We start from the raw sequence: 12,359 nt of genomic DNA, 5'->3' as shown, positions 1-12,359 counted from the left end.
CCCGGCACCGGAGAATCGGCGACGAGGCGGCTCGGGTCGAGGGCCACCTGGCGGTGGCGTCGGGCGCGCAAGGTCCACTACGCTGCGGACCAGCGCTCGATTTCGAGCGCGGGCGGGGCTCAGGCCGGCTCGGCGGCGACGATCGCGGTGGCGACCGCGAAGGCCACCAGGCCAGCCGGTGTCACGACTTGCACGGCGCGTCTCATCTACCCTCCAGAGGAAGTGGGAGCGCTCCCACCTGCGACGTTACCGCACATTCACATCGGCGAAAAGGCCTGCGGGCCGGTTCGTACCAGGCAATTGCGACATGCCAGAACGGGCAATTTGCACTGGCCGCCTTCCGGACGACAGAATGAATGCGACGACGAGCATTCGCGAGCTGGACTGGCGTGTGCGCGCAGCGTCAGCCGAATAACTCGCTGTAGGAGTCGAACAACCATGGCCAAGCAGATAATTACCGTGCTGACCGACGACCTCGACGGTACGGAAGCGGACCGCACCGTCGAATTCGGCCTCGACGGCGTCAACTACACGATCGACCTGTCCGAGAAGAACGCCGGCAAGCTGCGTAAAGCTTTGGAACCGTTCCTCTCCGCAGCCACCCGGCTGGGCCGGAACGGTAACGTTCCGACCCCTGCCCGTCGCGCAGTTCCGGCCGTCTCGAGCCGTTCCAGCCGCGACCAGAATCAGGCCATTCGGGAGTGGGCCAACAAGAACGGCTTCACCGTCTCGGAACGTGGACGGATCCCGAGTGAGGTCGTCGAGGCGTACCACAGCAAGCGCTAGTTTCCTCGAGCAAACGGCGCCACCCGTCGACGGGTGGCGCCGTTTGCCGTCGAAAGGGGAGGTTCGTGGCCGTCGTCATCGTGACCGGTGCGTCGAGCGGGATCGGGCGGGCGGTCGCCATACGCCTGGCGGCCCGCGGTGACACCGTGGTCCTCGCCGCGCGTCGCGCCGCCGAACTGGAGTCGGTGGCCGCGGAGATCGGGTCGGCGATGCCGGTGCCGACCGACGTCACCGAGCCGGCCGCCGTGGATGCGCTGGTGGAGCGGGCTCTGACGGTGTCCGGCCGGATCGACGCTCTGATCAACAACGCGGGGATCGGCGGTGACAAGTCGGTCCTGGCCGACGAGGCCGAGGTACGAGCGACGGTCGAGGTGAATCTGCTGGCCCCGATCCGGCTGATGCGGGCGGTCGTCCCGATCATGCGGCGGCAACGGTCCGGTTCGATCGTGAACATCGGCTCGGTGGCCGGCGAGATCGGTATCAGCGGCATCTATTCGGCGACCAAGTTCGCACTGCGCGGGATGAACGACTCGGTACGCCGGGAACTGGCCGGCACCGGTATCGGTGTCACTCTCGTCGAGCCCGGTCACATAGCCACCGAGATGACGGCGCACCGTTCCGGCCTGCCCGGCCCGGAAATCGTGGCGGCCGCCGTGGAACGGGCACTGACCCGACCGCGCCGCCGTGTGGTCGTTCCCGGAAAGTATCGGGCCGCCATCCTGCTGGCCAATGCCCTGCCGGCGATCCCGGATCGGCTCTACGCCGGCAAGGCGGCCCGAGAAAAGAGCCCGACCACCGGAAACACGGACCGCACGGCCGGAAACGAGGACCCGGATGCGGGAAAGCGGAACGGGACCAATTCCGGATAGCCGGCCCGCAGCGCCCGTCTTCGATAGCGCCCGCTCACAGGAAATCCACAACCGCGCCCTTTCGAATGGAACGCCACCGGCTCGACGTAAACCGGCCACCGAAAAGGGCGGTTCAACGTCCCGCTCAGGGGTACCGCAACACCCATGCGTGTAGTGATCGTGGGCGCCAGCGGGAACTCCGGCACCGCCCTGCTGCGCCGCCTGCGTTCCGAACCCGATCTTGAACTCGCGGGTGTCTGCCGCCGCCCGCCGTCACCCACCGGCCCGTACGCGGACGTCACCTGGCACCCGGTCGACATCGGCGCCGACGACGCCACTGATCGTCTGGCCGAGGTGTTCACCGGAGCCGGCGCGGTCGTGCACCTGGCCTGGCAGATCCAGCCCAGCCACGATCAGCGCCGGTTGTACCTGACGAACGTCCTCGGCAGCCGCGCGGTCTTCCGGGCCGCGATCCGGGCCGGCGTCCCGGTCCTGGCGCACGCGTCGTCGGTCGGCGTCTACGCGCCGGGCCCGAAGCGGGCGTTCGTCCGGGAGACGTGGCTGCGCACCGGAGTACCCGAATCGTCCTACAGCAGGCACAAGGCACTCGTGGAACGGATGCTCGACGAGATCGAATCGGACCATCCCACGATGCGGATCGTCCGGCTCCGCCCGGGCCTGATCTTCCAACGCGACGCGGGCACCGAGATCGCGCGCTACTTCGCCGGACCACTGCTGCCCGCGAGCCTGCTTCGCTTCGGCCGCATCCCGATCGTCCCGCAGCACCCGGGCCTCCGCATGCAGGCGGTGCACGCCGACGACGTGGCCGACGCCTACCTGCGGGTACTCCGCGCCGACATGCGGGGCGCCGTCAACCTGGCCGCCGGCCCCGTCCTCGACGCCGACATCGTGGGGCGTGCCTTCCACGGCGTACCGCTGCGTGTCCCTGGTCTGCTTCTGGAGGGCGCCGCCGCGCTGACCTGGCAACTCAGGATGCAGCCGGTCGACCGGGGATGGGTGCGCCTGGCGCTGAAGGCACCGCTGATGAGCTGCGACCGAGCCGCCGCCGAACTCGGCTGGCGCCCGAAAACCGACGCTGTGAGCGCTTTGCGAGAACTCCTGGCCGGCATGGCCGACACCGCAGGCACCGAAAGCCCACCCCTGGCCGACACCCCCGATCTGCCCGGACGCTTCGGCGGCCTGCTGCGAGGCCGCCTCCCAGGAACCAGAAACCCTTACTGATCCGGTACGGCCACCCGCACCCGACCGCAACCACGGGCCCCGAGCCTCCCCCGCGAGGCATTGCCCACTCAGGGCCTCCAACGCGACCGCCGGGCGTATGCGTCGGTCCCGAGAAATGCGGCGCCTGGCGGCGGAGTGGGTGAAGCGGCCGTAAGAAAACGGCCTACCCGGTCAGGCCGCCGGTCCCGCGTGAGACGAACGGCCGTAAAAAACGGCGTACCTGGTCAGGGCGCCGGTCCCGCGAGACACGGACGGCCGTAAGAAAACGGCGAGGGCGCCGGTCCGGCGGGGCGCGAACAGCCGCAGGCAAACGGCGTACCCGGTCAGGGCGCCGGTCCGGCGCAGCACGAACAGCCGCAGGCAAACGGCATACCCGGTCAGGGCGCCGATCCGGCGCAGCACGAACAGCCGCAGGCAAACGGCATACCCGGTCAGGGCGCCGATCCGGCGCAGCACGAACAGCCGCAGGCAAACGGCATACCCGGTCAGGGCGCCGGCTCGGCAGGGCGCGGACGGCCGTAGGGTGGGCGGCGTGCTTCGTGAGGTCACTGCTATCCGGTATGTCACGCCGTTGCGGGAGGGTGGATCGCTTCCCGGTGTGGTCGAGGCCGACGATCTCGGGACCTATGTGGTGAAGTTCCGTGGGGCCGGCCAGGGGCCTCGGGCACTCGTCGCCGAGGTGATCGCCGGTGAGCTGGCCCGGCGTCTCGGGCTGCCGGTGCCGAAACTCGCCCGGGTCGAGCTGGATCCGGTCGTCGCCCGGGCCGAGCCGGATGAAGAGGTGCAGGAGCTGATCAAGGCCAGCGCCGGCGGCAATCTGGGGATGGACTTCCTGCCCGGAGCGCTCGGTTACGACCCCGTGCCCCACCATGTCGAGCCGGGGCTGGCCAGCCGGGTGATCGCCTTCGACGCGTTCGTCGAGAACGTCGACCGGAGCTGGCGCAACCCGAACCTGCTGATGTGGCACGGCGGGCTGTGGCTGATCGACCACGGGGCGACCCTCTACTTCCACCACAATTGGCCGCGCGCGGAGAGCGTCGTGCACCGGCCCTACAAGTGGGACGACCACGTGCTGAAGCCCTACGCCACGGAGCTCGCGACCGAGGGTCCGGCGCTGGCCGAACGGATCACCCCCGAGCTGCTGGCGGAGGTGATCGCCCTGGTCCCGGCGGAGTGGCTGGAGGACGGTGACCGGGACGCCTACCGGAACCACCTGTCGCAGCGGGCGGCGCGGCCGGAGGCGTGGCTGCCGTGACAACACTGACCCCCTACGAGTACGCGATCGTCCAGGCCGTGCCACGGATCGAACGTGGTGAGCTGATCAACGTCGGCGTGCTGCTCTACAGCCAGCGCCACGACTTCCTGTCCGCGCGGACGCACCTGGACGAGGCTCGACTGCGGGCGCTGGACCCGGCAGCCGACGTCGAGGGCATCCGCGTGGCACTGCAGGCGTGGGAGCAGACCTGCACCGGTGACGGGGCCTCCGGGCAGATGCGCCTCGGCGAACGCTTCCGCTGGCTGGTGGCCCCCCGCAGCACGATCCTGCGCGCGGGGCCGGTGCACATGGGCTTGACGGCCGTCCCCGCCGACGAACTGAACCGCCTCGTCGACCTCCTGGTCCGCTGACCGCACCCCGCCACACCCGAACCGGCCGCGGTGGCGGGGCGGCCCGCCACACCCCAACCGGCCGCAGTGGCGAGGCGGCCCGCCACACCCCAACCGGCCGCAGTGGCGAGGCGACCGGTTGGGCGGGAATCAGCGGGCCGGCGGGGACGGACGGCGGACGTCGACGTCGTAGCCGAGGCCTCGTGGTGAGTGACAGGTGACGGTGTCGCCGACATGCACCCGTGGGTCGGTCGCGTAGAGCTTGGCCAGGCGGTCCTCGGCTGAGATGTCGCCGGCGTCGGCCGCGACGAGCAGCTCGGCGATCTCGTCGAGCAGGGTCACCTCACCGGAATCCCACGAGGGCAGGTCGGACCACACCTCGACGAGCGGGCGGCCGCCCAGGTCGCCGAGCAGGGCCGCGTCGGCACCCCAGAAGTCCCACAGCAGGGTTTCGTCACCGTATCGGTGGGCCAGCTCGGTCAGTAGATACTTCCTGATCATGAGAGGGCCGTGGATGGGCACGCCGGGGCCCACCCCATAGGTCTCGGGGTCGATTTCGCCTCGTCGGAAGGCGAGCCAGCACTGGGCCGCGGGGCGCAACCCGCCGGGACCCAGTGGGACATCCGTGACGTCGACCGGGAATCCGTCACCCGGATCGAGCTGAGTGTCGGCGGCGACCCAGCGGGTGCCGTCGTGGAACTCGGTGATCACGTGGTCGCCGTGGAAACCCGGGTCGAAGTAGTCGGCGAACCCGACCCGACTGCGCGCCGGAATGCCCCTGGCCCGCAACGCGGCGACGGTGAGCAGGGTGAAGTCGCGGCAGCAGCCGACGATCCGCTGCTCGGCCGGGCGCGGCTCGTCGAGCGGCTGATCGGGCGGAAGGGTGTCGAGCATGGTCTCCACCCACCGGCTGTCGATCTCGGCGAGCCGGTCGGGCGGAAAGTCCAGCCCGGACGCCCGGTAGTGCACGACGAGGTTGCGGACGGCCGCACCGACCTCGGCGACGAGATCGGAGGGGCCGGCAGCGGCGAGAGGAGGGCCGGCGAGAGCGGCGAGGCGGCTCAGGTGGCGGCCCGGGTCGGAGAAACGTGTCTGTCGTGTGTAGTCCATCGGTCTCACCCTTCGAACGGTTGGGCCACGTGCACGAACGGGTCGGTGGCGGCGAGCCTGTCCCAGCTGTCCAGATAGATCTCCCGGGGCGGGGCGGTGACGATCAGCCCGGCGGCCCGGACGTGCTCGCTGACCGCCCCGTAGGCCCCCACGATGCGCGGATAGAAGCAGTCGTCACGAGTGACCTCGGCGTAGGTGATCAGGCGCTCCGGCTCGATCCGCAGGATGATCCGCCCGGCCGGTTCGAGGACTCCCGCGTAGGGCACGCAGACCTCCACCCGTGCCTCGCTGTCGGGGGTCACCTGTCCGTGATAGATCGCCCAGTGCTCGCCGGTGGTCGACGCGCCCTGCTCCTCCAGGTGACGCCGGATCTCCCACTCGGCGGCTCCCATCCCGGGCACCAGGTGCTCCTGGTCGACCTCGATCGCCAGCGTCGCGACCTTACGGGCCGGGCTCGTGGCGATGTGGACCTCGTATCGCCGCTCCGGCTCGTCACCGTGGGCGAGCCGGGTGCGCAGCCAGATGTAACTCTCCCGCCGGGCCGCGGCCGCCGCCTCCTCGGCGGCCCACCACTGATCGAGCCGACGGACCGCCGCGGTGTCGGGCACGTCGAGCGTCTCGGCGATGACCGCGAGGGGCATGCCGAGCCGGCGTAGCAGGCCGATCCGGACGGCCCGGTCGAGCTGCGCCGAGGTGTATCGCCGGTATCCGCTGGGATCCACCTCGGCCGGTGGCAGCAGCCCGGACCCCTCGTAGAGCCGCAGGGCCTTGACGGTGAGCCCGGCCCTCCGCCCGAACTCTCCGATGGTCATCGTCGCGATCCCCCGCGTGTTCATGGATTCGATGGTGGAGCCTGCCCCAGGGGCCGAGTAAAGGGGGCACACTGATCGAATGCAGCTCCCGCTGAACCCACCGGTCAAGCCGATGCTCGCCAAACCCGTCGCGGACATCCCGCCCGGCCAGATCTACGAGCCCAAATGGGACGGATTCCGGTCGATCGTCTTCCGGGACGGCGACGAGGTGGAGATCGGTAGCCGCAACGAGAAGCCGATGACCCGCTACTTCCCCGAGGTGGTCGAGGCGATCCGGGCGAACTTCCCGGAGCGCGCGGTGATCGACGGCGAGGTGATCGTGGCCGACACCGAGCGGAACACGCTCGACTTCGAGGCCCTCCAGCAGCGCATCCATCCGGCGGCGAGCCGGGTCAAGCTGCTCTCCGAGCAGACTCCGGCCGGTTTCGTGGCGTTCGATCTGCTCGCGCTCGGTGACGAGGATCTGACCGAGCTGCCGTTCCACAAACGACGCGAAATGCTGATGAAAGCCTTGGAAAACGCCAAACCTCCGGTGTACGTGACTCCGGCGACCGACGATCTGGAGACGGCTCGTCGCTGGTTCGCCGAGTTCGAGGGCGCCGGGCTGGACGGTCTGATCGCGAAGTCCCGTGACCTGACCTACCAGCCGGACAAGCGGGTGATGGCGAAGGTCAAGCACAAGCGCACCGCCGACTGCGTGGTGGCCGGCTACCGGGTGCACAAGTCGGCCGAGAACCGGATCGGCTCGCTGCTGCTGGGCCTGCACGACGAGCGCGGTGTCCTGGTGAGCGTCGGGGTGATCGGCTCGTTCCCGATGGCGGTCCGGGAGGAGCTGTTCGAGGAGTTGCAGCCGCTGGTCACCACGTTCGAGGGACATCCGTGGAACTGGGCGGCGCACGAGCAGGGCGAGCGGACACCCCGCAAGAACGAGGTGAGCAGGTGGAACGCGGGCAAGGACCTGTCGTTCACGCCGCTGCGACCCGAACGGGTGGTCGAGGTCCGCTACGACTACATGGAGGGTGTCCGATTCCGGCACACCGCCCAGTTCGAACGGTGGCGCCCCGACCGCGACCCGCTGACCTGCACATATGAGCAGTTGGAGCGGCCGGTGCGGTTCGATCTGGCCGAGGTGCTCACCAGCCGCTGACGGGGCGACCGGCGCGGACCGGATAGGGTCGTTGCGTGGATCGTCGCTCACGCCTGGCTGTCGCAGTCCTCTCCGTGCTGGTCCTGACGGCTGGGTGCACGCTGCCCTCGTTCGCTCCGGAGGGCTCGGACGAGCCGGCCCGCCAGGGTGGCGCGAGCACCCCGGCGCCGGCCGGTTCCGGGTCCGGACCCCGGTGGAAACCGTGCCCGGAGGTGCCCCGTGAGCTGGTCGGCCGCACCGCGGAGGGGATGACCTACGAGTGCGCCACGGTCGATGTGCCCACCGACTGGGCGAAACCGGTCGCCGGGGAGACGTACGGCATCGACATGATCCGCATCCGGTCGAACCGGCAGAAGGAGCGGATCGGCTCGCTGCTGCTGAACCCGGGCGGCCCCGGCGGCTCGGGCATCGACGTGGCGGTCTACCTGACCTTCGGGCAGGCGTTCGGCGGCCTGCCCACCGAGATCACCGACCGGTTCGACATCGTCGGGTTCGACCCGCGCGGCGTCGGTGAGTCCGATCCGGTGAAGTGCATCTCGGCGAAGGATCAGGACGCGAGTTTCGCCGCCGATCCGGATCCGGTCGACCAGGCCGCGTTCGACGAGATCGCAGCGCTGAACAAGAAGATCGCCGACGGCTGCGCCACTGAGTACGGCCCGAGCCTGCGCACCTATGCGACCGAGCAGGCCGCCCGCGACCTGGACGCGCTGCGGGCCGCGGTCGGCGACGAGAAGCTGACCTACCTCGGTTTCTCGTACGGGACACTGCTCGGCGCGACCTACGCGCAACTGTTCCCGAAGAACGTGCGGGCCCTGGTGCTGGACGGTGCGGTGGACCCGACCGAGGACTACGTGTCCGGCTCGGAGCAGCAGGCGAAGGGCTTCGAGCGGGCGTTCACCAACTTCACCGACTGGTGCTCGCAGAACGCCACGAAGTGTCCGATCGCGCCGGATGCCCGGGGCGCGGTGACCGACGCGCTGGCGAAGGCGGAGGTCTCGCCGGTGCGCGGCGCGGACGGGCGGGAGGCGACGCCGGGCTGGATCTTCCTGAGCGTGATCTCGTCGCTCTACACCGAGTCGGGCTGGACCAGCCTGGCCGAGGCGATCGACAGTCTGGCCGCGGGTGATGCCGAGGGCGTCTTCGAACTGGCCGATTCGTACGCGGAGCGCGAGCCGGACGGCACCTACTCCAATCTGTTCGACGCCAACCTGGCGGTGAACTGCGCGGACACCGACAAGGCGCCGACCGCGGCGGAGGTGCGCAAGCTCCAGGGCGAGTGGCGCAAGAAGTACCCGATGTTCGGCCCGGCGCTGGCGATCGGGATGCTGCCGTGCACCTACTGGGGCGGCGAGCGTGACCCGTATCCGGCGGGCAAGGCCGAGGGCGCCCCGCCGATCGTGGTGGTCGGCACCACGGGCGACCCGGCGACGCCGTACGAGAACACCGCCGACCTGGCGAACATGCTGGGTGTCGGGCATGTACTGACGTGGGAGGGCGAGGGCCACACCGCCTACCCGTCGACCGCCTGCATCCGGAACGCCGTCGACGCGTACCTCATCGATCTGAAGGTCCCTCAGGAGGGTTTGCGCTGCCCTCCGAAGTGACCGGGTCGCTCTGACGCTCCTCGAGGATCGCCCGGATCACCCGCAGGTGGTGCTTGATCTCCTCCTGCTCCTCGTGGCGGAAGGCATCGTTGTCGACGATGAGCCGGCTGGCGAAATGCGCGGTGATCAGCGGGATGACCAGCAGCACCATGACCGAGATGAGGATCCCGGCCATCACCCGGGCCTGCCAGGAGGTCGGGGAGATGTCGCCATAGCCGACGGTGGAGGCGGTCACGACGGCCCACCAGATCGAGTCGCCGATGCTCCGATGCTCGAAATGCCGGTAGAGAACACCGCAGACGACGATCAGGATCGAGTACGCGATCAGCAGCGTCTTGGGTGAGTTGGCCAGCCAGACCACGGCGCGGTACAGCAGTCGCGGCAACCAGAGCAGCGCGTCCATGAGGTCATCGTGCCCGACGTGAAGGTCCCATGACAGCCCGTGACAAGCTTTCGATCATGCAGATCCGGATCGCCACCCGTGCCGATGTACCAGCCGTTCTCACCCTGCTCGCCGATGATGAGATCAGCCGCAAGCGGGGGTTCGGCAGCAGAGAGGGAGCCGTGCCGGAGGCGGTCGACGCGGCGGTGTGGGCGGCGTTCGAGGCGATCGACGCCGACGACCGCAACGAGCTGATCGTGGCCGTCGACGGCGACGAGGTGATCGGGACGTGCCAGCTCACGTTCATCCCGGGCCTGAGCCGCAACGGGGCCGAGCGGATGCTGATCGAGGCGGTCCGGATCGACTCGGGTCGCCGTGGCCGCGGCCTGGGCGGCGAGCTGATCCGCTGGACGATCGACCGGGCCCGCGAGCGGGGTTGCGCGATCGTCCAGCTCACCACGGACAAGCGGCGCACCGACGCGCACCGCTTCTATGCCGCCCTCGGCTTCGAGGCGTCCCACGAGGGCATGAAACTACTGCTTTAGGTCGCGGTCCTTGGAGGGCTGCACCCGCTTGGGCTCGCCGGGCATCTTCGGATGGTCCGGCGGGTAGGGCAGGTCGCCGAGGCCGGCCTTCTCGTCGCGCTCGACCCACTCCAGCAGCGGGGTGAGGTCGTGGGCGACGTCGTCGATGCCCGCGTGCGGGTCGCCCACCTCGGCGAACCGGGCCGGCATGGTCCGCAGGTCGAAGTCGTCGGGCTCGGCCGAGGCCAGCTCGGCCCAGGTGACCGGGGCGGAGACGGTGGCCCGGGCGTTGGCCCGCAGTGAGTAGGCGCAGGCGATGGTCCGGTCCCGGGCCATCTGGTTGTAGTCGAGGAAGACCCGCTCGCCGCGCTCCTCCTTCCACCAGGAGGTGGTGATGCCGGCCGGGTTGCGGCGCTCCACCTCACGGGCCAGGGCGATCACGGCACGCCGCACGTCCACGAACGACCAGCGTGGGGCGATCCGCACGTAGATGTGGACACCGCGGCCGCCCGAGGTCTTCGGGTAGCCGGTCCAGCCCAGCTCGGCGAGGACCTCGCGGACCACTCCGGCGGTGGCGATCACGTCGGCGAAACCGGTGCCGGGCTGCGGGTCGAGGTCGATGCGCAGTTCGTCGGGTTCGTCGGGGGCGGCGGCGCGCACCGGCCAGGGGTGGAAGACCACGGTGCCCATCTGGGCGGCCCAGGCGACATGGGCCAGGTCGGCCGGGCTGAGCTCGTCGGCCGTACGCATGCTGGGGAATTTGATCGTCGCGGTCTTGATCCAGTCGGGGACGCCGCGGGTGGGGATGCGTTTCTGGTAGAACGCCTCGCCCTCGATGCCGTCGGGGAAGCGCTGGAGCGTGGTGGGACGGTCGTGGAGCGCCCGCAGGATGCCGTCGCCGACCGCCAGGTAGTAGTCGAAGACGTCCCGTTTGGTGAATCCGCGGCCCGGAAAGACGATCTTGTCGGGGCTGCTCAGGCGCACGATGTGGCCGGCGATCTCATGCTCTTCAGCGGCTGCTTTCGGCATGTCCCGAGCCTACGGGCAACGAGGGGCGCAGGCCGCCCGGCGAACCGGACGGCCGTGCCGAGAATGATCGTCAGGCGCTGCGGCGGCGACGGGTGTACCAGACCGCGGCCACGCCGCCGGCCAGCATCAGGCCGCCGAGGGCGAGGGTGCCACCGAGCGGGGCGCCGGTCACCGCGAGGCGGGTGCCCGAGCTGACGCCCTGGCCACCGGCGCTGGTGGAGGGCCGCGGGCCCGCGGTCGCCGAGTTGACGCCGGTGCCCGGGGTCTCCTTGACGGTGCCGGTGGGCAGGCTCTGCGTCACCGACGGGGACGGCGAACCGCTGATGCCCTGCGACGGCGTGTAACCGGGGCCGCCACGGGTCGGCGTGGCGGTCGCCGCCTTGACGGTGCCGGCCGGGGCCGGGGTCGTCACAGCCGGCGCCGGGGTCGTGGTGGCCGGAGTGCCGGGCACCTGCTGGACAGTGCCGCCGTAGCCCGGGTTGCCGCGCTGGTCCCCGGTATCGGGGGTCGGCGTGATGATCGCGTGACCGGTCTTCATCATGACGTCAGCCGCCATGGCGGGGGCACCACCGAGGGCCAGAGCAGCAAGAACTGAGGCACCGACCGTGGCGATTCCAGCGGCCGGACGGCGCGAAAAGCTCATGAGGAGTATCCGTTCTGTTGCGGAAGGTACGTTCCATGGTCGCACGGGAGCTTAACGGTAATTGCCCGTTTTACCCGGAAACACCCTCCGGCGGGTCTTCAGCCCGGAAGACCACCGAAACGGTGACTCCGCCACAAATGGGACAGCGCGAACACCTTGAGCTCGAACTGGGGATCCGCCGCGAACAATCCCCCGCTGTACGGTGCGTGCAGTTGCACGCTGGCCCCCGAATCCAGATAGACCGAGACCACGTTGCGCCGCCCGCGCCGCTCGGCCCGCAGGTCCACCACCCGACTCCACGGCGCGACACCCTCTTCGAAGACCGATGAGGTACGGATCCCGCGCGCACCCACCTCGACGCCGGTCCGACGCCCCGCCAGCAGACCGGCCAGAGCACCCGTGACCAGGGGCGTCACGATCAGCGCGGCCCACGTCCAGCCGGGTGGGCCGGACCACAGGAGAGCCACCATCACCCCTGTCGTGACAGTCGCCACAGCGCCGTACACGCCGAGGTAGAGACCGTGGCCCAGACCCTGCTGCCAGGTCGGCCGGAACGTCGCGGGAGAAGCACCTTCCATGACCGGTCAACTCCGGGTGAACATCACTCCTGGCGGACCGGGCGTGCGA

At 69.9% G+C, this 12,359-nt stretch carries 15 protein-coding genes; 8 read left to right on the top strand and 7 right to left on the bottom strand.

Annotation, left to right across the window (positions count from 1 at the left end; translation table 11 throughout):
- Positions 1 to 438: 438 nt before the first annotated feature.
- The 3 genes from Q0Z83_RS50605 to Q0Z83_RS50595 all read left to right on the top strand — a co-directional run bounded on the left by Q0Z83_RS50605 (position 439) and on the right by Q0Z83_RS50595 (position 2,876).
- The gene (locus Q0Z83_RS50605; RefSeq protein ID WP_106319498.1) at positions 439 to 786 is read left to right on the top strand and encodes a histone-like nucleoid-structuring protein Lsr2; all 348 of its coding nucleotides are present in this window, start codon (positions 439 to 441) and stop codon (positions 784 to 786) included.
- 65 nt (positions 787 to 851) lie between these two features.
- Positions 852 to 1,655 (top strand): SDR family NAD(P)-dependent oxidoreductase, encoded by an 804-nt coding sequence (locus Q0Z83_RS50600; RefSeq protein ID WP_317790721.1) that lies wholly within the window; start codon positions 852 to 854, stop codon positions 1,653 to 1,655.
- Positions 1,656 to 1,799: 144 nt separating this feature from the next.
- Positions 1,800 to 2,876: an NAD-dependent epimerase/dehydratase family protein gene (locus tag Q0Z83_RS50595; RefSeq protein ID WP_317790720.1), complete on the top strand. Its 1,077-nt coding sequence runs from the start codon at positions 1,800 to 1,802 to the stop codon at positions 2,874 to 2,876.
- A 171-nt stretch (positions 2,877 to 3,047) separates the two neighbouring features.
- Here the strand turns inward: Q0Z83_RS50595 and Q0Z83_RS50590 are convergent, their stop codons facing one another.
- Positions 3,048 to 3,425 (bottom strand): hypothetical protein, encoded by a 378-nt coding sequence (locus tag Q0Z83_RS50590; RefSeq protein ID WP_317790719.1) that lies wholly within the window; start codon positions 3,423 to 3,425, stop codon positions 3,048 to 3,050.
- Between Q0Z83_RS50590 and Q0Z83_RS50585 the strand changes: the two genes are divergently transcribed.
- Together Q0Z83_RS50585 and Q0Z83_RS50580 are read left to right on the top strand one after the other, a co-directional pair.
- The gene (locus Q0Z83_RS50585) at positions 3,409 to 4,131 is read left to right on the top strand and encodes a HipA family kinase (protein WP_317790718.1); all 723 of its coding nucleotides are present in this window, start codon (positions 3,409 to 3,411) and stop codon (positions 4,129 to 4,131) included. The genes Q0Z83_RS50590 and Q0Z83_RS50585 overlap by 17 nt on opposite strands.
- Positions 4,128 to 4,502: a DUF3037 domain-containing protein gene (locus tag Q0Z83_RS50580; protein WP_317790717.1), complete on the top strand. Its 375-nt coding sequence runs from the start codon at positions 4,128 to 4,130 to the stop codon at positions 4,500 to 4,502. The genes Q0Z83_RS50585 and Q0Z83_RS50580 overlap by 4 nt, the downstream gene beginning before the upstream one ends.
- A gap of 129 nt (positions 4,503 to 4,631) precedes the next feature.
- On the opposite strand, the gene Q0Z83_RS50575 is transcribed toward Q0Z83_RS50580, so the two are convergent.
- Both Q0Z83_RS50575 and Q0Z83_RS50570 read right to left on the bottom strand, forming a co-directional pair.
- Positions 4,632 to 5,591, bottom strand: a complete 960-nt coding sequence (locus Q0Z83_RS50575; protein ID WP_317790716.1) for a transglutaminase-like domain-containing protein — start codon at positions 5,589 to 5,591, stop codon at positions 4,632 to 4,634.
- Positions 5,592 to 5,596: 5 nt separating this feature from the next.
- Positions 5,597 to 6,427, bottom strand: coding sequence for a MerR family transcriptional regulator (locus Q0Z83_RS50570; protein WP_317790715.1), 831 nt, complete (start codon positions 6,425 to 6,427; stop codon positions 5,597 to 5,599).
- Positions 6,428 to 6,482: 55 nt separating this feature from the next.
- Between Q0Z83_RS50570 and Q0Z83_RS50565 the strand changes: the two genes are divergently transcribed.
- Both Q0Z83_RS50565 and Q0Z83_RS50560 read left to right on the top strand, forming a co-directional pair.
- On the top strand, positions 6,483 to 7,550 hold the full coding sequence (locus Q0Z83_RS50565) for an ATP-dependent DNA ligase (RefSeq protein WP_317790714.1): 1,068 nt from the start codon (positions 6,483 to 6,485) through the stop codon (positions 7,548 to 7,550).
- A 35-nt stretch (positions 7,551 to 7,585) separates the two neighbouring features.
- Entirely contained in the window at positions 7,586 to 9,154 is a 1,569-nt protein-coding gene (locus tag Q0Z83_RS50560; RefSeq protein ID WP_317790713.1) for an alpha/beta hydrolase, read from the top strand.
- Here Q0Z83_RS50560 and Q0Z83_RS50555 read toward each other — a convergent pair.
- On the bottom strand, positions 9,105 to 9,557 hold the full coding sequence (locus Q0Z83_RS50555) for a potassium channel family protein (RefSeq protein WP_317790712.1): 453 nt from the start codon (positions 9,555 to 9,557) through the stop codon (positions 9,105 to 9,107). The two genes, Q0Z83_RS50560 and Q0Z83_RS50555, sit on opposite strands and share 50 nt — an antisense overlap.
- A 56-nt stretch (positions 9,558 to 9,613) precedes the next feature.
- Between Q0Z83_RS50555 and Q0Z83_RS50550 the strand changes: the two genes are divergently transcribed.
- The gene (locus Q0Z83_RS50550) at positions 9,614 to 10,081 is read left to right on the top strand and encodes a GNAT family N-acetyltransferase (protein WP_317797350.1); all 468 of its coding nucleotides are present in this window, start codon (positions 9,614 to 9,616) and stop codon (positions 10,079 to 10,081) included.
- Here Q0Z83_RS50550 and ligD read toward each other — a convergent pair.
- The 3 genes from ligD to Q0Z83_RS50535 all read right to left on the bottom strand — a co-directional run bounded on the left by ligD (position 10,070) and on the right by Q0Z83_RS50535 (position 12,310).
- The gene (gene ligD / locus Q0Z83_RS50545) at positions 10,070 to 11,089 is read right to left on the bottom strand and encodes a non-homologous end-joining DNA ligase (protein ID WP_317790711.1); all 1,020 of its coding nucleotides are present in this window, start codon (positions 11,087 to 11,089) and stop codon (positions 10,070 to 10,072) included. The two genes, Q0Z83_RS50550 and ligD, sit on opposite strands and share 12 nt — an antisense overlap.
- A gap of 70 nt (positions 11,090 to 11,159) precedes the next feature.
- Positions 11,160 to 11,645: a hypothetical protein gene (locus Q0Z83_RS50540; protein WP_317790710.1), complete on the bottom strand. Its 486-nt coding sequence runs from the start codon at positions 11,643 to 11,645 to the stop codon at positions 11,160 to 11,162.
- 185 nt (positions 11,646 to 11,830) lie between these two features.
- Positions 11,831 to 12,310 carry a hypothetical protein gene (locus tag Q0Z83_RS50535; RefSeq protein ID WP_317790709.1) on the bottom strand — a complete coding sequence of 160 codons (480 nt, stop codon included), beginning with the start codon at positions 12,308 to 12,310 and terminating at the stop codon, positions 11,831 to 11,833.
- Positions 12,311 to 12,359 lie beyond the last annotated feature (49 nt).

It is taken from the genome of Actinoplanes sichuanensis, from assembly GCF_033097365.1.
Lineage (GTDB): Bacteria > Actinomycetota > Actinomycetes > Mycobacteriales > Micromonosporaceae > Actinoplanes > Actinoplanes sichuanensis.
Note: the sequence above shows the minus strand (reverse complement) of the source record. Positions and strands in the feature narration are given on the sequence as shown.

Excerpts from the sequence above, each read along its gene's own strand:
- Q0Z83_RS50550 (WP_317797350.1), top strand. The coding sequence starts at position 9,614 with ATGCAGATCCGGATCGCCACCCGTGCCGATGTACCAGCCGTTCTCACC.
- Q0Z83_RS50535 (WP_317790709.1), bottom strand. The coding sequence starts at position 12,310 with ATGGAAGGTGCTTCTCCCGCGACGTTCCGGCCGACCTGGCAGCAGGGT.
- ligD (WP_317790711.1), bottom strand. The coding sequence starts at position 11,089 with ATGCCGAAAGCAGCCGCTGAAGAGCATGAGATCGCCGGCCACATCGTG.
- Q0Z83_RS50570 (WP_317790715.1), bottom strand. The coding sequence starts at position 6,427 with ATGAACACGCGGGGGATCGCGACGATGACCATCGGAGAGTTCGGGCGG.
- Q0Z83_RS50540 (WP_317790710.1), bottom strand. The coding sequence starts at position 11,645 with ATGGCGGCTGACGTCATGATGAAGACCGGTCACGCGATCATCACGCCG.
- Q0Z83_RS50595 (WP_317790720.1), top strand. The coding sequence starts at position 1,800 with ATGCGTGTAGTGATCGTGGGCGCCAGCGGGAACTCCGGCACCGCCCTG.
- Q0Z83_RS50555 (WP_317790712.1), bottom strand. The coding sequence starts at position 9,557 with ATGGACGCGCTGCTCTGGTTGCCGCGACTGCTGTACCGCGCCGTGGTC.
- Q0Z83_RS50575 (WP_317790716.1), bottom strand. The coding sequence starts at position 5,591 with ATGGACTACACACGACAGACACGTTTCTCCGACCCGGGCCGCCACCTG.
- Q0Z83_RS50565 (WP_317790714.1), top strand. The coding sequence starts at position 6,483 with ATGCAGCTCCCGCTGAACCCACCGGTCAAGCCGATGCTCGCCAAACCC.
- Q0Z83_RS50605 (WP_106319498.1), top strand. The coding sequence starts at position 439 with ATGGCCAAGCAGATAATTACCGTGCTGACCGACGACCTCGACGGTACG.